General features: G+C 75.2%; 1 protein-coding gene. It reads right to left on the reverse strand.

The genetic code is table 11. The features are described from left to right. Nucleotides 1-40: 40 nt before the first annotated feature. The gene (locus ACXNSR_RS02835; RefSeq protein ID WP_458640544.1) at nucleotides 41-22507 is read right to left on the reverse strand and encodes an SDR family NAD(P)-dependent oxidoreductase; all 22467 of its coding nucleotides are present in this window, start codon (nucleotides 22505-22507) and stop codon (nucleotides 41-43) included. Between the last annotated feature and the right edge of the window lie 15 nt (nucleotides 22508-22522).

Below are 22522 nucleotides of genomic sequence, written 5' to 3' on the forward strand. Positions count from 1 at the left end.
AAGTCAGAGTCGTTGGAGGGGGCGGGGCGAAGTCGCCTCGTCATGAGATGCCGAACTCCTTGCCGATGAAGTCGAAGAGGTCGTCGTCGGTCGCGCTCTCCAGGGCCTCGGCCACGTCGGGACCGTCGGAGTCCGGGGCGGCCGTGGCCTGTTCACCGGCTTCGCTCCAGGCGGCCAGCAGCGCCTGCAGCCGCTCGGTGATGCGGTCTCGGCCGGCGTCGTCGGGCGTCGAGGTGACGAGCGACTTCTCCAGTCGGTCCAGTTCGGCGAGCAGCGGAGGTACGGCCGCCGCGCCGTCCTGCCAGAGTTCGTCCTTCAGGAACTCCACCAGCGCCGTGGGCGTCGGGTAGTCGAAGACGAGGGTGGCGGGCAGCCGGACGCCGGTGGCGGCGCCGAGGCGGTTGCGGAGTTCGACGGCGGTCAGCGAGTCGAAGCCGACCTCGTTGAACGACCTTGCCGGGTCGACCGCTTCGGGTCCGGCGAAGCCGAGGACCCCGGCGACGTAGGTGCAGACCAGCTCCAGCAGCGCCTCGTCCCGCGCGGCCGGCGAGAGCCCGGTGAGGCGCTCGCGCAGCTCGGCTCCACCGTCCGTATTGGCGGCGGTGGCTCCGGCGGCGCGGCGTGCGGGCGTGCGGACCAGGCCGGAGAGCAGCGGCGGGAGCATGCCGCCGCTCGCCGCGGCGCGCAGGGCGGCGAGGTCCAGCTTGACCGGCACCAGGAGCGGCTGCCCGGTGGCGGTGGCGGCGTCGAACAGTGCCACGCCTTCGGCGGCGGTGAGGGCGTTGACGCCACCACGGCCGAGCCGGGACACGTCCTCGGTGTCCAGGGTGCCGCCCATGCCGCCCGCTTCGGCCCACAGGCCCCAGGCGAGGGAGGTGGCTGCCAGACTCTGGGCCCGACGTTGGGCCGCCAGGGCGTCCAGGAACACGTTCCCGGCCGCGTAGTTCGCCTGACCGGCACCACCGAACACACCCGCGGCCGACGAGAACAGCACGAACGCGGACAGGCCCAGATCCCGGGTGAGCTCGTGCAGGTTCCACGCCGCATCCACCTTCGGACGCAGCACGGCCGACAGACGCTCGGCGGTCAGCGAACCGACCACACCGTCATCCAGGACACCGGCCGTATGCACGACCGCCGTCAACGGGTGCTCCGCGGGAACCGCCTTGAGTACGGCGGCCAGAGCCTCCCGGTCGGCCACGTCGCACGCCGCCCACGACACCTCGGCGCCCAGGCCCGTGAGCTCGGCCGACAGTTCAGCGGCCTCGCCCCGGCGGCTCACCAGCAGCAGACGCCGCACACCGTGCTCGGCGACCAGGTGACGCGCGAACAGCCCGCCCAGCGAACCACTCGCACCCGTCACCAGCACCGTGCCATCGGCATCCCACTCGGTGGCCGCGTCGGCAGCGACCGCCGCCCGCGCCAGCCTCGGCACCAGCACCGCACCACCCCGTACCGCGACCTCGGACTCGCCCGAAGCCACTACGGCGGGCAGAGCGCGGTAGGCGGCGTCCGTGCCGTCGGTGTCGGCCAGGACGAACCGGCCCGGGTTCTCCGACTGCGCGGAACGCACCAGACCCCACACCGCGGCGTGCACCAGATCGGACACGCCCTCACCCGGTACGGCAGGCACCGCGCCCCGCGTCAGGAACAGCAGGCGCGCGTCCGCGAACCGGTCGTCGGCCAGCCACTCCTTGAGCAACGCCAGCACCCGGCCGGTCGCCGCGTGCACCGCGTCCGCCACCTCGTCCTCACCGGTCACCGGGACCAGCGGGACACACACCAGCGCCGCGTCCGCGAGCGTGGCGAGCGCGCCGTCGTGGGCCTCGTAACGCACGCCCACCGCGTCGAGACCGGAGTGGCCGTCGCCGAGGAGGGCCCAGGGGCGCTGCTCCGACGCGGACACCGGGGTGAGCGGCACAGCCGTCCACTCGACTTCGAACAGCGACTCCGGACGACCGCCGCGCGCCGCGCCGATCTGCTCGGGCGAAACCGCCCGCAGCACGAGCGAGTCGACCGAGGCGACCGGTGCGCCCGCCGGGTCGGCGAGCTCCAGCGCGACGGCGTCGCGGCCGGCCGGGGCCAGGCGGACCCGTACTGCGGACGCGCCGGCCGCGTGCAGCCGGATACCGCTCCAGGCGAACGGGAGCCGTCCCTGGCCGGTCTTCTCGACGAGCTCGCCGAGACCGGCCGCGTGGAGGGTGGCGTCCAGGAGCGCCGGGTGGAGACCGAACCCATCGGCTGCCTCCGCGGTCTCCTCGTCCAGGCTCACCTCGGCGTACACCGCGTCGCCGTGGAGCCACGCCGAGCGCAGGCCCTGGAAGGCGGGGCCGTAGTCGAATCCGGCCGCGGCGAGGCCTTCGTAGAGGCCGTCGATGTCGACCGGTTCGGCTCCGGCCGGCGGCCAGACCGTGAGGTCGGCCGCGGGGGCCGGGGCGTCGCCGGTGGTGAGGACGCCGGTGGCGTGCCGCGTCCACGGCTCATCCGCGGGGCTGTCCTCGTCACGGGAGTGCAGCGACAGGGAGCGTCGGCCGGAGTCGTCGGCTCCGGCGACGGACAGCCGCAGCTGTACTCCGCCGCGCTCGGGGAGGACCAGCGGGGCCTCCAGGGTCAGCTCCTCCAGGACGTCGCAGCCGACCTGGTCGCCGGCGCGGATCGCCAGCTCCACGAAGGCCGTGCCCGGCAGGAGGACCGAGCCGAGGACTGCGTGGTCCGCGAGCCAGGGCTGGGTGGCCGAGGAGAGCCGGCCGGTGAAGAGGTACCCGTCCGAGTCGGGCAGTTCGACGGCCGCGCCCAGCAGCGGGTGGTCCGTCGTACCGAGGCCGAAGCCGGCGGCGTCGCCCGGGGTGTTCTGCGCGGTGGGTGCCGAGTCGAGCCAGTACCAGTCGCGCTGGAAGGCGTACGTGGGCAGCTCGACCTGGCGGGCACCGGTCGGGGCGAAGTACGCCGCCCAGTCCACCGCCGCGCCGTGGGTGTGGACGAGGGCGAGGGCGGTGCTCAGCGTCTCGGGCTCGGGGCGTCCGGTGCGCAGGGCGGGGGCGAAGCGGGCCCCGTCCTCGGTCAGGCAGTCCTGAGCCATCGCGGAGAGCACGCCGTCGGGACCGAGTTCGAGGTACGTCGTGACCCCGGCGTCCTCCAGGGCGCGGACACCGTCCAGGAAGCGCACCGCCTCGCGGACGTGCCGGACCCAGAACTCCGCCGATCCCATCTCGTCGGTGACGAGGGCGCCGGTCAGGTTCGACACCACCGGGATGCGCGGAGCGCCGAACGACAGCCCCTCCACCACCTGGCGGAAGTCGGCCAGCATGCCGTCCATGTGCGGCGAGTGGAACGCGTGGCTGACGGTGAGCCGCTTGGACTTGCGGTCCGGGAACGCCTCCACGACCGCCGTCGCAGCGTCCTCGTCACCCGCGATGACCACCGAGCGCGGACCGTTGACGGCCGCGATGCTGACGCGGCCGGTCAGCAGCGGCAGGACCTCGTCCTCCGACGCCTGGACGGCGATCATCACGCCACCGGCGGGCAGCTCCTGCATCAGCCGGCCGCGAGCGGCCACGAGTGCGCACGCGTCGTCCAGTGAGAGCACCCCGGCGACGTGCGCGGCGGCGATCTCACCGATCGAGTGACCGGCCAGGAAGTCCGGCTTCACACCCCATGACTCGACGAGGCGGAACAGGGCCACCTCGACGGCGAACAGGGCCGGCTGCGTGTACTCCGTCCGGTCCAGGACAGCGGCGTCGTCCCCGAACAGAACCTCCTTCAGCGGCAGTTCCATCCGCTCGCACACGGCGTCCAGCGCGGCCGCGAACACCGGGTGGATCTCGTAGAGCTCACGTCCCATCCCCAGGCGCTGGCTGCCCTGCCCGGTGAAGAGGAAGGCGAGCTTCCCAGCTCCGGCGGCGCTCACGCTGCCGCGCGTCACCGCGCTGTTGGCCAGGTCGCCGTTCTCCAACGCCTGCAGGCCGCGCAGCAGTTCCTCACGGTCACCCGCAACGACCGCCGCGCGGTGGTCAAACGCGGCGCGGCGGGTCGCCAGCGAGTAGGCCACGTCGGAGGCGTTCAGCTCGGCCGAGTCCTCCAGGTGCGCCCGCAGACGGGCCGTCTGGCCGCGCAGCGCGTCCGCCGACCTCGCGGACAGTACGAACGGCAGCACCGGCACACCATTACTCTCGGCGGCGGTCACGGCCGCCTCGTCCGGAGCCTGCTCGATGATCGTGTGCGCGTTGGTGCCACTGATGCCGAACGACGACACACCGGCCCGGCGGGGGCGGCCCGTCTCCGGCCACGGCATGTTCTCGGTGAGCAGCGTGACGGCGCCGTCCTCCCACTCCACGTGCGGGGTCGGCTCGTCGACGTGCAGCGTCTTGGGCAGGACCCCGTGCCGCATCGCCATGATCATCTTGATGATGCCCGCGACACCGGCGGCGGCCTGCGTGTGGCCCATGTTGGACTTGATCGAGCCCAGCCACAGCGGCTCGTCCGCCGCGCGCTCCCGGCCGTACGTCGCCAGCAGCGCCTGCGCTTCGATCGGGTCGCCCAGGGTCGTGCCCGTGCCGTGCGCCTCGACCACGTCGATCTGCTCGCTGGTCAGCCCGCCGGAGGCCAGGGCCTGGCGGATGACGCGCTGCTGGGACGGGCCGTTCGGGGCGGTGAGGCCGTTGCTCGCACCGTCCTGGTTGATCGCGGAGCCACGGACCACGGCGAGCACCGGGTGTCCGTTGCGGCGGGCGTCCGACAGACGCTCGACGAGCAGCATGCCCGCGCCTTCGGCCCAGCTGGTGCCGTCGGCGGCCGCGGCGAAGGACTTGATGCGGCCGTCGGCGGCCAGCCCGCGCTGGCGGCTGAACTCGGTGAAGGTGCCCGGCGTCGACATGACGGTGACACCGCCGGCCAGGGCCATGGTGCACTCGCCGCCGCGCAGCGCCTGGATCGCCCAGTGCAGCGCGACGAGGGAGGAGGAGCAGGCCGTGTCGACGGTGACCGCCGGGCCCTCCAGGCCGAAGGCGTACGAGACGCGGCCCGAGGCGATGCTGCCCGAGTTGCCGGTGCCGAGGTACCCCTCGACGCCGTCGGGCACGGAGGTGATCCGGGTGGCGTAGTCGTGGTACATCACGCCGGCGAAGACGCCGGTGCGGCTGCCGCGCATGGTGGCCGGGTCAATACCGGCCCGCTCGAACGCCTCCCAGGAGGTCTCCAGCAGCAGGCGCTGCTGCGGGTCCATCGCCACGGCCTCGCGCGGCGAGATCCCGAAGAACGCCGGGTCGAACCGGCCCGCGTCGTGGAGGAAGCCGCCGGAGCGGGTGTAGCTGGTGCCCTTGCCGTCCGGGTCCGGGTCGTACAGGGACTCCAGGTCCCAGCCGCGGCCCTGCGGGAACTCCGAGATGGCGTCGACGCCACCCACCACCAAGCGCCACAGGTCCTCCGGGGTTTCGACCCCGCCGGGGTAGCGGCAGCTCATGCCGACGATCGCGATGGGGTCGTCGTGGAGCGCGGCGCCGAGGGACGCGGGAGTGGCGCCGGCCGCGGCGGCCGCGGCCTCGTCCGCGGCCAGGGACAGGCCCAGTACCTCGGTCCTCAGGTACGCGGCGAGCGCGCCCGGCGTGGGGTAGTCGAAGACGAGCGTGGCGGGCAGCCGTTCGCCGATCGCGGCGCCGAGGCGGTTGCGCAGTTCGACGGAGGTCAGGGAGTCGAAGCCGAGCTCCTTGAACGCCCGGTCGGCCGGCACCTCGTCGGTCGAGGTGTGGCCGAGTACCGCGGCCACCTCGGCCCGGACCGTCTCCAGCAGGGTGGCTTCCCGCTCCTCGGCGGGCAGCGCGGACAGCCGTGTGCGGAGCGCGGACCCGTCGGCCGTGGCCCCCTGGCCCGCCGCCCGCCGCGCCGGTACGCGGACCAGGCCGCGCAGCAGGTCGGGAACCGGGCCGGTGCGCGCCTGGGCGCGGAGGGCGGCCAGGTCGAGCGGGAGGGGCACGAGCAGCGGCTCGTCCGTGCGGCGGGCCGCGTCGAAGAGGGCGAGGCCGGTCTCCGGTGCGAGGGCGCCGATGCCACCGCGGTTCATGCGGTCGCGGTCGCCGTCGGCCAGGTCACCGCCCATGCCGCCGACGCCGGTCCACAGGCCCCAGGCGAAGGACGTCGCGGCCAGACCCTCCGCGCGGCGGTGCGCGGCCAGGGCGTCCAGGAAGGTGTTGGCGGCGGCGTAGTTGGCCTGACCGGCACCACCGAACACACCGGCGGCGGAGGAGAACAGCACGAACGCGGACAGGTCCAGATCCCGGGTGAGCTCGTGCAGGTTCCACGCGGCGTCCACCTTCGGCCGCAGCACGGCCGACAGACGCTCGGCGGTCAGCGAACCGACCACACCGTCATCCAGGACACCGGCCGTGTGCACGACCGCCGTCAGCGGGTGCTCAGCGGGGATGCCGGCCAGCACGGCCGCCAGCGCGTCGCGGTCGGCGACGTCGCACGCCGCCCACGACACCTCGGCACCCAGACCCGCAAGCTCCGCCGACAACTCCGCGGCCTCGCCCCGGCGGCTCACCAGCAGCAGACGCCGCACACCGTGCCCGGCGACCAGGTGACGCGCGAACAGCCCGCCCAGCGAACCACTCGCACCCGTCACCAGCACCGTGCCATCGGCATCCCACTCGCTGGCCGCGTCGGCAGCGACCGCCGCCCGCGCCAGCCTCGGCACCAGCACCGCGCCACCCCGTACCGCGACCTCGGACTCACCCGAAGCCAGCGCCGCCGACAGTCCGTCCGCCAGGTCGCTCTCGGCGTCGATGTCGACCAGGACGAACCGGCCCGGGTTCTCCGACTGCGCCGAACGCACCAGGCCCCACACCGGAGCGTGCGCCAGATCGGACACGCCCTCGCCGGGTACGGCGGCCAGCGCGCCACGCGTCAGGAACACCAGACGCGCGTCCTCGGACCGCTCGTCGGCCGGCCAGTCCTTCAGGAGGGCCAGCACCCGGGCCGTCTCCGCGTGGACCGTGCCGGCCACGTCGCCGGCGGTCGGCTCCACGCACGGCACCACCAGCGCCGCGGGAGTCCCGTCGGCTTGGTCCAGCATCTGCCAGTCGTCGAAGGATCCGCCCCCGGCCGTCTCCGTCCACTCCAAGCGGAACAGGGCGTCACGCGTCAGGTCCGGCGCGGTGTCGAGCTGGTCGCGGCTGACGGAGCGCAGGGCCAGGCCTGCGACCGAGGCGACCGGTGCCCCGGTGGCGTCGGCGATCGTGAGGGCCACCTCGCCGTTGCGGGCGGTGGTCAGGCGCACCCGGAGCGCGGAGGCGCCGACGGCGTGCAGGGAGACTCCGGACCAGGAGAACGGGAGTCGTCCTTCGGTGCTGGCGGCGTCCTCGGTGCGCAGTCCGAGCGCGTGCAGGGCAGCGTCGAGGAGAGCGGGGTGCAGCCCGAACCGTGCGGCGTCGTCCTCGGCCCCCTCGGGGAGTGCGACCTCGACGTAGTGGGCGTCGCCTTGGCGCCAGGCGGCCCGCAGGCCCTGGAACACCGGCCCGTAGCCGAACCCGGAGTCCGCCAGGCCCTCGTACAGGCCCTCGACGGGGACGGCCACCGCTCCGGCCGGCGGCCACTCGGTGAGGCCCTGCGGGGCAGGGTCGGCCCCGGTGGCGAGCGCACCGACGGCGTGCCGCGTCCACGGCGCGTCCGGGTCCACGCCCTCGTGGCGGGAGTGGAGGGTCAGGCCGCGGCGCCGGCCCGACGAGTCGGCCGCCGTGACGGAGAGCCGCAGCTGCACGCCGCCGTGCTCGGGCAGCACGAGGGGGGCTTCCAGGGTGAGTTCGTCGACCATGTCGCACCCGACGTGCTCGCCGGCCCGCAGCGCGAGCTCGACGAAAGCCGTGCCGGGCAGGAGGGCGGAACCCATGACCCGGTGGTCGCCGAGCCAGGGGTGGGTGGTCAGCGACAGCCGTCCGGTGAAGAGGTGGCCGTCGGAATCGGGCAGTTGGACCTCGGCGCCGAGCAGCGGATGGTCTGCGGTGCCGAGGCCGGCCGCCGTGACATCGCCGTCCGCGCGGCCGGCGTCGAGCCAGTAGACGCTGCGCTGGAACGCGTACGTCGGCAGGTCGACGCGTCGGCCCCCGAGCGGGGCGTAGAACGCGGGCCAGTCGACATCGGTGCCGCGAACGTACGCGGTGGACAGCGCGGAGAGCAGGGTCTCGGCCTCGGGGCGTCCCGCGCGCAGGGCGGGGGCGAAGGCGGCGGAGCCGGTGTCGTCGGTCAGGCAGGCCTGCGCCATCGCGGAGAGGACGCCGTCGGGGCCGAGTTCGACGTAGGTCGTCACGCCGACGGCTTCGAGGGCCCGGATGCCGTCGAGGAAGCGGACGGCGTCGCGGACGTGGCGGACCCAGAAGTCGGGCGCGGCCATTTCGTCGGTGACGAGGGCACCGGTCAGGTTGGAGACGACCGGGATTCGGGGGGCCTCGAAGGACAGCCCCTCCACGACCTGGCGGAAGTCGGCCAGCATGCCGTCCATGTGGGGCGAGTGGAACGCGTGGCTGACGGTGAGGCGCTTGGACTTCCGGTCCGGGAAGGCCTCCGCGACCGCGACCGCCGCGTCCTCGTCACCGGCGACGACCACCGAGCGCGGGCCGTTGACGGCCGCGATGCTCACCCGGTCGGTCAACAGCGGGAGGACCTCGTCCTCCGAGGCCTGCACGGCGATCATCACGCCACCGGACGGCAGCGCCTGCATCAGCCGGCCGCGGGCCGCCACCAGCACGCACGCGTCCTCCAGTGAGAGCACCCCGGCGACGTGCGCGGCCGCGATCTCACCGATCGAGTGACCGGACAGGAAGTCCGGCTTCACACCCCACGACTCGACGAGGCGGAACAGGGCCACCTCGACGGCGAACAGGGCCGGCTGCGTGTACTCCGTCCGGTCCAGGACAGGGGCGTCGTCCCCGAACAGGACCTCCTTCAGCGGAAGTTCCATCCGCTCGCACACCGCGTCCAGCGCGGACGCGAACACCGGGAAGGCGTCGTACAGCTCACGCCCCGTCCCGAGCCGCTGGCTCCCCTGCCCCGTGAACAGGAAGGCGAGCTTCCCGGCCCCGGTGGAACCCTGGACCAGGCCCGTCGCCGAGCGGCCCGCGGCGAGGGCGGCCAGGCCGGTACGGAAGCCGTCGAGGTCTTCGGCGACCACGGTCGCGCGGTGCTCGAACACGGCCCGGCCGGTCGCCAGCGAGTGGCCGATGTCGGTGGGCGGCGTGTGCGGGTGTGCCTCCACGTGGGACAGGAGCCGCTCGCCCTGGGCCCGCAGGGCCTCGGGGGTGCGGGCGCTCAGGTGCCACGGCAGCGCCGCCGCGGCGGCCGGGACGGCCGCGGTGACGGGGACCTCGGGGAGCTCGACGATGGCGTGCGCGTTCGTACCGCTCATGCCGAAGGAGGAGATTCCGGCACGGCGCGGGCGGCCGGTCTCGGGCCACGGGCGCTGCTCGGTGAGCAGCGAGACCGCGCCCGCCGACCAGTCGACGTGCGGGGACGGCTCGTCCACGTGCAGGGTCTCGGGCAGGATGCCGTGGCGCATCGCCTGGACCATCTTGATGATGCCGGCGACGCCCGCCGCGGCCTGCGTGTGGCCGAAGTTGGACTTGACGGAGCCCAGCCACAGCGGCCGGTCCGCGGGGCGGTCCTGGCCGTAGGTGGCGAGCAGGGCCTGCGCCTCGATGGGGTCACCGAGCCGGGTGCCGGTGCCGTGGGCCTCGACGGCGTCGACGTCGGCGGAGGCCAGGCCGGCGTTGGCGAGGGCCTGGCGGATGACGCGCTGCTGGGACGGCCCGTTGGGGGCGGTGAGGCCGTTGCTCGCGCCGTCCTGGTTGACGGCGGTGCCGCGGACGACGGCCAGGACCGGATGGCCGTTGCGGCGGGCGTCGGAGAGCCGCTCGACGAGCAGCATGCCGGCGCCCTCGCCCCACGCGGTGCCGTCGGCGGCGGCCGCGAAGGGCTTGCAGCGGCCGTCGGCGGCCAGCCCGCGCTGGCGGCTGAACTCGGTGAACACGTCGGGGGTGGTGATGATGGTGACGCCGCCCGCCAGGGCGAGGGAGCACTCGCCGGCCCGCAGGGCCTGCGCCGCGAGGTGCAGGGCGACCAGCGAGGAGGAGCACGCGGTGTCGACGGTGACGGCCGGGCCCTCGAAGCCGAGGGTGTAGGACACACGACCGGAGGCGATGCTGCTGGAGCCGCCGGTGCCGAGGTAGCCCTCGACGCCTTCGGGGACGGTGTTCAGGCGGGACACGTAGTCGTTGTGCATCTGGCCGACGAACACGCCGACCTGTGCGCCGCGCAGGCCCGTGGGGTCGATCCCGGCGCGTTCGAAGGCCTCCCAGGAGGTCTCCAGCAGCAGGCGCTGCTGCGGGTCCATGGCGAGGGCCTCGCGCGGGTTGATCCCGAAGAACGCCGGGTCGAAGTGGTGGGCGTCGTAGAAGAAGCCGCCTTCGCGGGCGTACGAGGTGCCGGGGTTGTCCGGGTCGGGGTCGTAGAGCGCCTCGGTGTCCCAGCCGCGGTCCTCGGGGAGGTGGGCGATGCCGTCGCGGCCTTCGGCGAGCAGCTCCCACAAATCCTCGGGGCTGCGGACGCCGCCGGGGAAGCGGCAGCTCATGGCGACGATGGCGATGGGGTCGTCGGCCTCGGCGGCCGCCGACCGGACGGTGAGGGCGGCGGCAGCGGCCTCGGAGCCGAGGAGTTCGTCCTTGAGGTAGCCGGCGAGGACCGTGGGGGTGGGGTAGTCGAAGACGAGGGTGGCGGGCAGCCGGACCCCGGCGGTGGCGCCGAGGCGGTTGCGGAACTCGACTGCGGTCAGCGAGTCGAAGCCGAGGTCCTTGAAGGCGCGGCCGGGTTCGACGGCGTCGGGGGTGGCGTGGCCGAGGACGGCGGCCACCTGGTCGCGTACGAGGTCGAGCAGGAGCGCGTCGCGCTCGTTCCCGGGAAGGCGTACGAGCTGCTCCACCAGCGGGGTTCCGGTCCCGGCGGCGGTGGCCGGCGCGGCCCGGCGGGCGGGGGCGCGGACGAGGCCGCGCAGCAGCGCGGGCACCATGTCGGCGTCGGCCTGGCGCAGCGGCGCGAGGTCGAGCTGCATGGGGACGAGGTGAGCGTCGCCGGTGTGGTGGGCGGTGTCGAGGAGGGCGAGGCCCTCCTCGGAGGAGAGGCCGAGGACGCCGGAGCGCGTCATGCGGTCCTTGTCGGCGGTGTCGAGCTCGCCGGTCATGCCGCTGGCTTCGGCCCACAGGCCCCAGCCGAGGGAGGTGCCGGGCAGGCCGTGTGCCTGGCGGTGGCGGGCGAGGGCGTCGAGGAAGACGTTCGCGGCCGCGTAGTTGGCCTGGCCGGCGCCGCCGAAGGTGCCGGCGGCGGAGGAGAAGAGGACGAAGTCGGCCAGGTCGTGGTGGCGGGTCAGCTCGTGCAGGTGGAGGGCCGCGTCGGCCTTGGGCCGCAGGACGTGGTCGATCCGCTGCGGGGTGAGGGCCTCGGCGATGCCGTCGTCGAGGACGCCGGCGGTGTGGACGACGGCGGTCAGCGGGTGTTCGGCCGGTACGGAGGCCAGCAGCGCGGCGAGGGCCTCGCGGTCGGCGGCGTCGCAGGCGGCGACGGTGACGTGGGCACCGAGGGCGCGCAGCTCCGCGGCGAGTTCGGCGGCGCCGGCGGCGGCCTCGCCACGGCGGCTGGTCAGGATCAGGCGGCGGGCGCCTCGGACGGTGACGGCGTGGCGGGCGACGAGCGCGCCGAGGGTGCCGGTGCCGCCGGTGATGAGGACGGTGCCGTCGGGGTTCCAGTCGGCGGGCACGGTGAGCACGATCTTGCCGACGTGGCGTGCCTGGCTGAGGTAGCGGAAGGCCTCGGGGGCCTGGCGCAGGTCCCAGGCGGAGACGGGGATGGGGTTCAGCGCGCCGGTCTCGAAGAGGCCGAGGAGCTCGGTGAGCATCTCCTGGATGCGGTCGAGGCCGGCCTCGGTGAGGTCGAACGCCTGGTAGCTGACGCCGGGGTGGGCGGCGGCGACGTCGCGGGGGTCGCGGACGTCGGTCTTGCCCATCTCGACGAAGCGTCCGCCGCGCGGCAGGAGCCGCAGGGAGGCGTCGACGAACTCGCGGGCGAGGGAGTCGAGGACGACGTCGACGCCGCGTCCGTCGGTGGCGGTGCGGAAGGTCTCCTCGAAGTCGAGGGTGCGGGAGGAGGCGATCCGGTCGTCGGTCAGGCCGAGTCCGCGCAGGGTGTCCCACTTGGCGGGGCTGGCGGTGGCGTAGACGTCGGCGCCCCAGTGGCGGGCCAGCTGGACGGCGGCCATGCCGACGCCGCCGGCGGCGGCGTGCACGAGGAGGGTTTCGCCCTCGCGCAGGCCGCCGAGGTCGCTGAGCGCGTAGTACGCCGTCATGAAGACGATCGGTACGGCGGCGGCCTCGGCGAACGTCCAGCCCTCGGGCATCGGGGCGATCATGCGGCGGTCGACGACGGCCAGCGGGCCGAAGGCGCCGGGGAGCATGCCCATGACGCGGTCGCCCGGGGCGAGGTCGGTGACGCCGGGGCCGGTCTCGACGACGGTGCCGGCGCCTTCGCTACCCATGAGGCCGGGGTCGCCGGGGTACATGCCGAGGGCGTTGAGCACGTCGCGGAAGTTGAGGCCGGCGGCGCGTACGGCGACGCGGACCTGCCCGGGTTCCAGGGGTGCCTCGGACTCGGGGCTGGGGACCAGGGTGAGGTGGTCGAGGGTGCCCTTGTCCTCGATGTCCATGCGCCAGGCGGTGCCGTCCGCGGGCGGGGTCAGCGGCGTGGTGGCGGGGACCCGGGCGAGGCGGGGCGCGTGGACGGTGCCGCGGCGGATCGCGAGCTGCGGTTCGCCGCCGGCGAGGGCGGCGGCGAGGGTCTCCGCCGGGGTGTCGCCGTCGAGGTCGGCCAGGACGAAGCGGTCGGGGTTCTCCGACTGCGCGGAGCGGACCAGGCCCCAGACGGGGGCGTGGACCGGGTCGGCGAGGTCCCAGTCGCCCTGGGTGGCGACGGCGCCGCGGGTGACGAAGACCAGGCGGGACGCGGCGAACCGGTCGTCGGCGAGCCAGCCCTGGACGAGGGCGAGGGCCCGGTGCGTGGCGGCGCGTACGGCGTCCGGGGTGAGCGCCCGCGCCGGGGCGGACGGGCAGGGAGCGAGGACGTACGCGGGGGCGGGGGCGCCCGCGTCGAGGGCCGCGCCGAGGGCGACGAGGTCGGCGTGGACCGGGCCGGGCAGCGCGGCGGCGGAGCCGGTGCCGGAGGCCGGGCCGGCGTCGATGACGGCCCACGGGGTCGCGGGGTCGTCGGCGGCGCCGGGCGGGAGCGGGACGGTCGCCCACTCGATCCGGAACAGCGACTCGTGGTACGCGGCGCGGGAGGCGCCGGCGAGCCGGTCGGCGGAGACGGGCCGGACGATCAGGTGGTCGACGGTGGCGACGGGCGCGCCGGTCGTGTCGGCCAGCTGGAGGCGGAGGGTGTCGTCGCCGTCCGCGGTGAGGCGGACGCGCAGCGCGGACGCGCCGACGGCGTGCAGGGACACGCCGCGCCAGGAGAACGGCAGTCCGGCCTGCCGGTCGCCGTCGGTGGAGACGAACGTGGCGTGCAGGGCGGCGTCGAGGAGCGCCGGGTGCAGGCCGAAGCGGGTGGCCTCGGCGTGGCGGTCGTCGGGCAGGGCCACCTCGGCGTAGACGTCCCCGCCGAGGGTCCAGGCGGCCCGCAGGCCCTGGAAGACGGGCCCGTAGGCGAAGCCGCCCCGGCCGAGGTGCTCGTACAGGCCGTCGACGGCGACGGCCTCGGCGCCGGGCGGCGGCCAGGCGGTGAGGTCGAAGGCGGGGCGCGGCGCGCCGGAGGCCAGGACGCCCGCGGCGTGCCGGGTCCAGGGCTCGTCGTCGGCGGCGTCGGGGTCGCCGGAGTACAGGTCGAGGGTGCGTCGGCCGTCCTGATCGGGGGCGCCGACCACGATCTGGACGCGCACCGCCGAGTGCGGGGTGAGGACCAGCGGGGCCTCGAGGGTGAGTTCCTCCAGGACGTCGCAGCCGGCCTGGTCGCCGGCGCGGACGGCGAGTTCGACGAAGGCGGTGCCGGGCAGCAGGACCGTACCCATGACGGCGTGGTCGGCGAGCCAGGGGTGGGTGTCGAGGGAGAGCCGGCCGGTGAACAGGAAGCCCTCGCCGTCGGCGAGCGGGACGGCGGCGCCCAGCAGCGGGTGGTGGGCGGCGCCCAGACCGGCCGATTCCACGTCCCCGACGTATCCGGCGGGGGCTTCGAGCCAGAACCGGCGGCGCTGGAAGGCGTACGTGGGCAGGGCGGTGCGGCGGGCGCCGGTCGCGGCGAAGTAGGCGGGCCAGTCGAGGGGGACGGCGCGGGTGTGGAGGGCGGCCACGGCGGCGGCGACGGCCTCCGCTTCGCCGCGGTCGCGGCGCAGGGCCGGTACGAACACGGCGTCGGTGTCGCCGCTGGTGCCGTTGCCGCTCTCGCCGTCGGTCTCGGTGAGGCAGTCGCGGCCGAGGCCGGACAGTACGCCCTGCGGGCCGAGTTCGAGGTACGTGGTGACGTGCTCGGCTTCCAGGGTGCGGATGCCGTCCAGGAAGCGGACGGCTTCGCGGACGTGGGAGACCCAGTGCTGGGGGGTGCGCAGTTCGTCGCCCGCCACGGCTCCGGTGAGGTGGGTGACGACGGGGATGGCGGGGGCGTGGTAGGTGAGGGAGGCGGCGACGTCGCGGAAGGCGTCGAGCATGCCGTCCATGAGCGGGGAGTGGAAGGCGTGGCTGACGGTGAGCCGCTTGGTCCGGCGGCCGCGCCGCTCGAACTCGGCGGCGATCTCCAGCGCGAGGGTCTCCTCGCCGGAGATGACGACGGCGGAGGCGGAGTTGACGGCGGCGATGCCGATCCGGTCCTCGTGACCGGCGAGCAGCGGCCGGACCTCGTCCTCGGTGGCGGTCAGCGCGATCATCGCGCCGCCCTGGGGCAGCTCCTCCATGAGGCGGCCGCGGGCGGCGACGAGGGCGGCCGCGTCGGGCAGCGAGAGGACGCCCGCGACGTGCGCGGCGGTGATCTCGCCGATGGAGTGGCCGGCGACGAAGTCGGGGCGCACGCCCCAGGTCTCGACGAGGCGGTAGAGCGCGGTCTCCAGCGCGAACAGGGCGGGCTGGGTGTGGCCGGTCCGGTTCAGGAGGGTGTCGTCCTCGTCGAACAGGACGTCCTTGAGGGGCTGGCCGAGGTGCGGGTCCAGTGCGGCGCACACCTCGTCGAGGGCTGCGGCGAACGCGGGGTAGGCGGCGTACAGTTCGCGGCCCATGCCGGGGCGCTGGCTGCCCTGTCCGGTGAAGAGGACGGCGAGGCGGCCGTCGGCGGCGTCGTGGCGGACGAGCCGGGCGCTGTCGCGGCCCTCGGCGAGGGCGGCGAGCCCGGTGAGGAGCCCGTCGCGGTCGGGGGCGACGACGGCGGCCCTGCGGTCCAGGGCGGTACGGGTGGTGGCGAGGGAGAGCGCCACGTCGGCCGGGGCCGCTTCGGGGTGCTGCGCGAGGTGGTCGGCGAGCCGGGCGGCCTGGGCGCGCAGCGCGTCGGGGGTCCGGCCGGAGAGGAGGAACGGCAGCGGGGTGCCCGCGGGGACGCCGGCGGCGTCCGCCGGACCGGCGTCGGCGTGCGCGGCCGCGTCCGTGTCCTGATCGGCGGCCGGCGCTTCGATGATGACGTGCGCGTTGGTGCCGCTGACTCCGAAGGAGGAGATGCCCGCGCGGCGGGGGCGGCCCGTCTCGGGCCAGGCGGCGGATTCCGTCAGGAGTTCGACGGCGCCGGCGCTCCAGTCGATGTGCGGGGACGGCTCGCCGATGTGCAGCGACGCGGGCAGGACGCCGTGCCGCATGGCCTGGACCATCTTGATGATGCCGGCGGCGCCCGCCGCGGCCTGGGTGTGGCCGATGTTGGACTTGATGGAGCCCAGGCGCAGCGGCCGGTCCGCGGGCCGGTTCTGGCCGTAGGTGGCGAGCAGGGCCTGGGCCTCGATGGGGTCACCGAGGGTGGTACCGGTGCCGTGCGCCTCGACGGCGTCGACGTCGGCGGTGGTCAGGCCGGCGTGGGCGAGGGCCTCGCGGATGACGCGCTGCTGGGAGGGCCCGTTGGGGGCGGTGAGGCCGTTGCTCGCGCCGTCCTGGTTGACGGCGGTGCCGCGGACGACGGCCAGGACCGGATGGCCGTTGCGGCGGGCGTCGGAGAGCCGCTCGACGAGGATCATGCCGGCGCCCTCGGCCCAGCCGGTGCCGTCGGCGTCGGCGGAGAAGGACTTGCAGCGGCCGTCGGTGGACAGGCCGCGCTGGCGGCTGAAGTCGATGAAGGTGTCCGGGGTGGACATGACGGTGACGCCGCCGGCGAGCGCCATGTCGCACTCGCCGCTGCGCAGGGCCTGCGCGGCGAGGTGCAGGGCGACGAGGGAGGAGGAGCAGGCCGTGTCGATGGTGACGGCCGGGCCCTCCAGGCCGAAGGTGTAGGAGATGCGGCCGGAGGCGACGCTTCCGGCGGTGCCGGTGCCGAGGTAGCCCTCCAGGCCCTCGGGGACGGCCGGGAGCCGGGTCAGGTAGTCGTGGTACATGACACCGGCGAAGACGCCGGTGCGGCTGCCGCGCATCGCGGCGGGGTCGATGCCTGCGCGTTCGAAGGCCTCCCAGGAGGTCTCCAGCAGGAGCCGCTGGTGCGGGTCCATGGCGAGGGCCTCGCGCGGGTTGATGCCGAAGACGTCCGGGTCGAAGTCGGCGGCGTCGTGAAGGAAGCCGCCCTCGCGGGTGTACGAGGTGCCGGCGCGGCCGGGGTCGGAGTCGTAGAGCGCGTCGAGGTTCCAGCCGCGGTCGGTGGGGAACGGCGAGATCGCGTCGGCGGAGCCGGCGACGAGCTGCCACAGCTCCTCGGGGGTGCTGACACCGCCGGGGTAGCGGCAGCTCATGGCGACGATGGCGATGGGCTCGTCGGCGACGGCCCGGGCGGTGGCGGCGGTGGCGGTGGCCGGGGCCTGGGCGGCCTGGTCGCCGAGGAGTTCGGTGCGCAGGAACGCGGCGAGCGCGTTCGGGGTGGGGTAGTCGAAGACGAGGGTGGCGGGCAGCCGGACGCCGGTGGCGGAGCCGAGGCGGTTGCGCAGTTCGACGGCCGTGAGCGAGTCGAAGCCGAGTTCCTTGAAGGCACGGCCGGGGTCGACGGCGTCGGGGCCGGGGAAACCGAGGACGGCGGCGACCTGGACGCGGACGGTGGCCAGCAGCAGCCGGTCGCGTTCGGCGGCGGTCAGCGGCAGCAGCCGCTCGGTGAGGCCGTCGGCGGGGGCCGCGCCCTGGGCGGCGGCGGCGCGGCGCGCGGCGGGCCGGACGAGTCCGCGCAGCAGCGGGGGGACCATGCTCGCGTCGGCCTGGCGCAGGGCGGCCAGGTCGAGGTGCATGGGGACGGCGGTGGCGTCGCCGGTGGCGCGGGCGGTGTCCATGAGGGCGAGGCCCTCGGCGGAGGACAGTGCGGCGACTCCGGCGCGGGAGATCCGCTCCAGGTCGGTGTCGGCGAGGTCGCCGGTCATGCCGCTGCGCTCGGCCCACAGGCCCCAGGCGAGCGCGGTGGCGGGCAGGCCTTCGGCCCGGCGGCGGTGGGCGAGGGCGTCGAGGAAGGTGTTGGCGGCGGCGTAGTTGGCCTGTCCGGCGGCGCCGAGGGTGCCGGCGGCGGCGGAGAACAGGACGAACGCCGCGAGGTCGGCGTCGCGGGTCAGTTCGTGCAGGTGGACGGCAGCGTCGACCTTGGCGGGCAGGACGCGGTCGAGCCGCTCGGGGGTGAGCGCTTCGAGGATGCCGTCGTCGAGGACGCCGGCGGTGTGGACGACGGCGGTCAGCGGGTGCTCGGCCGGTATGCCGTCCAGCAGCGCGGCGAGTGCCTCGCGGTCGGCGGCGTCGCAGGCGGCGAGGGTCACCTCGGCGCCCAGGGCGCGCAGTTGCGCGAGGAGTTCACCGGCTCCGGCGGCGGCCTCGCCGCGGCGGCTGGTCAGCAGCAGGCGGCGGACGCCGTGCTCGGTGACCAGGTGGCGGGCGACGAGCCCGCCGAGGGTGCCGGTGGCGCCGGTGACGAGTGCGGTGCCGTCCGCGTCGAGCGGGCGGGCCTGCTGTCCCTCGGCGGCGGGCAGGGCGGGGACGCGTCCGAGCCGGGGGACGACCGCACGGCCCTCGCGCAGGGCGAGCTGCGCTTCGGCGGTGGCGAGCGCGGCGGGCAGGGCGCGCAGGGATTCCTCGCGGTCGTCCAGGTCGAGCAGGACGAACCGGTCGGGGTGCTCGGACTGCGCCGAGCGCAGCAGGCCCCACAGCGGGGCGTGCGCCAGGTCGGCCACGTCGGATCCGGCGGTGGTGGCGACGGCGCCCTCGGTGACGAACACCAGCCGGGAGCCGTCGAAGCGGGCGTCGGCGAGCCAGGCCCGGGCCAGGTCCAGGGCGTGGTGCAGCGCGTCCCGGACGGCGCCGGACAGCGCGGCGTCGACGGTGGCCCGCGCGGGCCCGGCCACGGCGGGGACGGGGACGACGACGGCCTGCGGTACGGGGCCGCCGGCCTCGATGGCCGCGGCGAGCGCGGCGAGGTCGCCGTACGCGGCGGCGGTGGGCAGCACGGTGGTGAACCGGGGGCCGGCCCCGGCCTCGCCGAGCAGGGCCCACTGGCCGGGGGCGACGGTGGTGGCGGCCGGCAGGGCCAGCGGGCTCCACTCGACGCGGAACAGCGAGTCGTGGAAGGCGGTGCGGGCCGCCCGTACCTGGTCGGGGGTGACGGGGCGCAGCAGCAGGGCTTCGACGGTGGCGACGGGCGCGCCGGACTCGTCGGCGAGGTCGACGCGGACGGTGTCCTGGCCGGCGGGCGCGAGGCGCACGCGCAGGGCGCGGGCGCCGACGGCGCGCAGGCTGACGCCGCTCCAGGAGAACGGCAGTCTGCCGTGCTCGGTGTCCTCCAGCAGGGAGCCCATGCCGACGGCGTGCAGCGCGGCGTCGAGCAGGGCGGGGTGCAGGCCGAACAGGGCGGCCTCGGCGTGCGCCTGCTCGGGCAGGCGGACCTCGGCGAAGACCTCGTCGGCGCGCTGCCAGGCGGCGGTCAGGCCCTGGAATACGGGTCCGTAGGCGAAGCCGGAGGCGGTGAGGTGCTCGTAGAGGCCCTCGACGGGGACGGCGGTGGCGCCCTGCGGCGGCCAGGTGGCGAGGTCGGAGCCGGGGTGCGGGGCGGGGCGCGCGGCGGCGGGGGCGAGGAAGCCGGTGGCGTGCCGGGTCCAGGCGCCTTCGCCCCACGTGTCGTCGGCGGCGTCCTCGGGCCGGGAGTGCAGGGTCAGGGCGCGCCGTCCGTCGGTGTCGGGGGCGCCGACGGCGAGCTGGATCTGGACGCCGCCGTGCGGGGGCAGGGCCAGGGGGGCCTGGAGGGTGAGCTCGTCGAGGAGTTCGCAACCGGTGTGCTCGCCGGCCTGGAGGGCGAGTTCGACGAAGGCGGTGCCGGGCAGCAGCACGGTGTCCATGACCGTGTGGTCGGCGAGCCAGGGGTGGGTGGCCAGGGAGAGCCGGCCGGTGAAGAGGTAGCCGTCGCCGTCGGCCAGGGCGATGGCGGCGCCGAGGAGGGGGTGGTCGGCGGAGCCGATGCCGGCGGCGGTGACGTCGCCGGTCCAGGCGGTGGGCTGTTCGGGCCAGTAGTGGCCCCGCTGGAAGGCGTACGTGGGCAGGTCGACGCGGGTGGCGCCGCGCCCGGCGAAGACGGCGGACCAGTCGGCCCGGACGCCGTGCGCGTGGGCCCGGGCGACGGCGGCGGCGAACGCGGCCGGCTCGGGACGGTCGGCGCGCAGGGCGGGGACGAAGACGGCGTCGTCACGGTCGTCGTCGCCGGCGAGGCAGTCCTGTGCGAGGGCGGTGAGGACCCCGCCCGGGCCGACCTCGACGAAGGTGGTGACGCCGAGCGCGGCCAGGCCGCGCACCCCGTCGTGGAAGCGGACGGCCTCGCGGACGTGGCGGACCCAGTAGTCGGCGGTGCAGATCTCCTCGGCGGTGACGGAGGCGCCCGTGAGGTTGGAGACGATCGGGATGACGGGCGGCGCGTAGGAGACGGCCTCGGCGGCCTCCCGGAACGCGTCGAGCATGCCGTCCATGAGCGGCGAGTGGAAGGCGTGGCTGACGGTGAGCCGCTTGGCGCGGCGGCCGCGGGCGCGCAGGGCGTCGGCGATCTCCTCGGCGGCGTCCGCGTCGCCGGAGACGACCACGGAGCGGGGGCCGTTGACGGCGGCGATGGACACCCGGTCGGTGAGGAGCGGGGTGACCTCGTCCTCGGTGGCCTCGACGGCGATCATCGCGCCGCCGGCGGGCAGGGCCTGCATGAGGCGGCCGCGGGCGGCCACGAGGGCGGCCGCGTCGGGGAGGGTGAGGACGCCGGAGACATGGGCGGCGGCGAGTTCGCCGATGGAGTGCCCGATGAGGAAGTCGGCGGTGACGCCCCACTGTTCGAGCTGGCGGTAGAGGGCGACCTCGATGGCGAACAGGGCGGCCTGGGTGTGGGCGGTGGCGTCGAGGAGCGCCGCCTCGGGGGTGCCCTCGGCGGCGAACAGCACGTCGTACAGGGGGCGTTCGAGGTGCCGGTCGAGTTCGTCGCGGACCGCGTCGAGGGCGCGGGCGAAGCCGGGGTGGGTGGCGTACAGCTCGCGTCCCATGCCGGGGCGCTGGCTGCCCTGGCCGGTGAAGAGGAAGGCGGTGTTGCCGTCGCCGGGGGCGCCGAGGACGGCGGTCGCGGGCTGCTCGCCCGCGGCGAGCGCGTCGAGGTCGGCGAGGAGCTGCTCGCGGTCGGCGGCGAACAGGACGGCGCGGCGGTCGAGGGCGGAGCGGCTGGTGGCGAGGGAGAAACCGAGGTCGGTCAGGGACGCGGGGTCCGCCGCGAGTGCCGGGTGGGCCCGCAGGTGGGCGGCCAGGCGGGCGGCCTGGGCGCGCAGCGCGTCGTCGCCCTGGCCGGAGACCAGCAGCGGCACCGGCCCGGTGGCGCCCTCCGCGGCGGCTTCGGCGTCGTTGCCGCCGCCGCTGCCGGCGGCCGTGGTGCCCGTGCCCTCGGTCTTCGCGTCCGCGTCGGGTGCCTCGGCGGGCGGGGCCTGCTCGATGACGGTGTGGGCGTTGGTGCCGCTGACGCCGAAGGAGGAGATGCCGGCGCGGCGCGGCTGGCCGGTCTCGGGCCACGGCACGGCCCTCGTCAGCAGTTCGACGTCACCGGTGCTCCAGTCGACGGCGCTGGAGGGCTGGTCGATGTGGAGCGACTCGGGCAGCACGCCGTGCCGCATCGCCTCGACCATCTTGATGATGCCCGCGACACCGGCGGCGGCCTGGGTGTGTCCGATGTTCGACTTGATGGAGCCCAGCCACAGCGGCCGGCCCTCGGGCCGGTTCTGGCCGTACGTGGCCAGGATGGCCTGCGCCTCGATGGGGTCGCCGAGGGTGGTGCCGGTGCCGTGCGCCTCGATGACGTCGACCTGCGCCGGGGTGAGCCCGGCGTTGGTCAGCGCCTGGCGGATGACGCGCTGCTGCGAGGGGCCGTTGGGCGCCGTCAGGCCGTTGCTCGCGCCGTCCTGGTTGATCGCGGAGCCGCGGACCACGGCGAGTACGGGGTGCCCGAGGCGGCGGGCGTCGGAGAGCTTCTCGACGAGGAGCATGCCGACGCCCTCGCCCCAGCCGGTGCCGTCGGCGCCGTCGGCGAACGGCTTGCACCGCCCGTCGGGGGCGAGTCCGCGCTGCCGGCTGAACTGCACGAAGGCGCGCGGGCTCGACATGACCGTGACACCGCCCGCCAGTGCGAGGGAGCACTCCCCGCCCCGCAGCGCCTGCACCGCGAGGTGGAGGGCGACGAGCGAGGCCGAGCAGGCGGTGTCGACGGTGACGGCGGGGCCTTCGAGGCCGAAGGTGTAGGAGAGGCGGCCGGAGACGACGCTGGCCGCGTTCCCGGTGAGGAGGTACTGCTCGACGCCCTGGGGGACGCCGTCGCGGAGCAGGTCGGGGTAGTCCTGGCCGTTGGTGCCGATGAACACGCCGGCCTTGCTGCCGCGCAGCGTCGCCGGGTCGATCCCGGCGCGCTCGAAGGTCTCCCAGGACGTTTCGAGCAGCAGGCGCTGCTGCGGGTCCATGCCGAGGGTCTCGCGCGGGCTGATCCCGAAGAACGCGGCGTCGAACTCGCCGACCCCGTCGAGGAAACCTCCCTCGCGGGTGTACGAGGTGCCCCGCCGGTCGGGGTCGGCGTCGTACAGGGACTCGATGTCCCAGCCGCGGTCGGTGGGGAAGTCGGTGATGGCGTCCCGGCCACCCGCGACCAGGTCCCACAGGTCCTCCGGCGACTGGATGCCGCCGGGGAACCTGCAGGCCATGCCGACGATGGCGATCGGCTCCGGCTCCTGGGCCTCGACCTCGCGCAGGCGCTGCCGTGTCTGGTGCAGATCGGCCGTCACCCGCTTCAAGTAGCCGATGATCTTGTCCTGATCCGCTACCTGATCCGCCATTGGAACCTCACCCATGTTCGTCACAAACCCTTGCGCTGC

This window comes from Streptomyces sp. NC-S4, assembly GCF_054353315.1.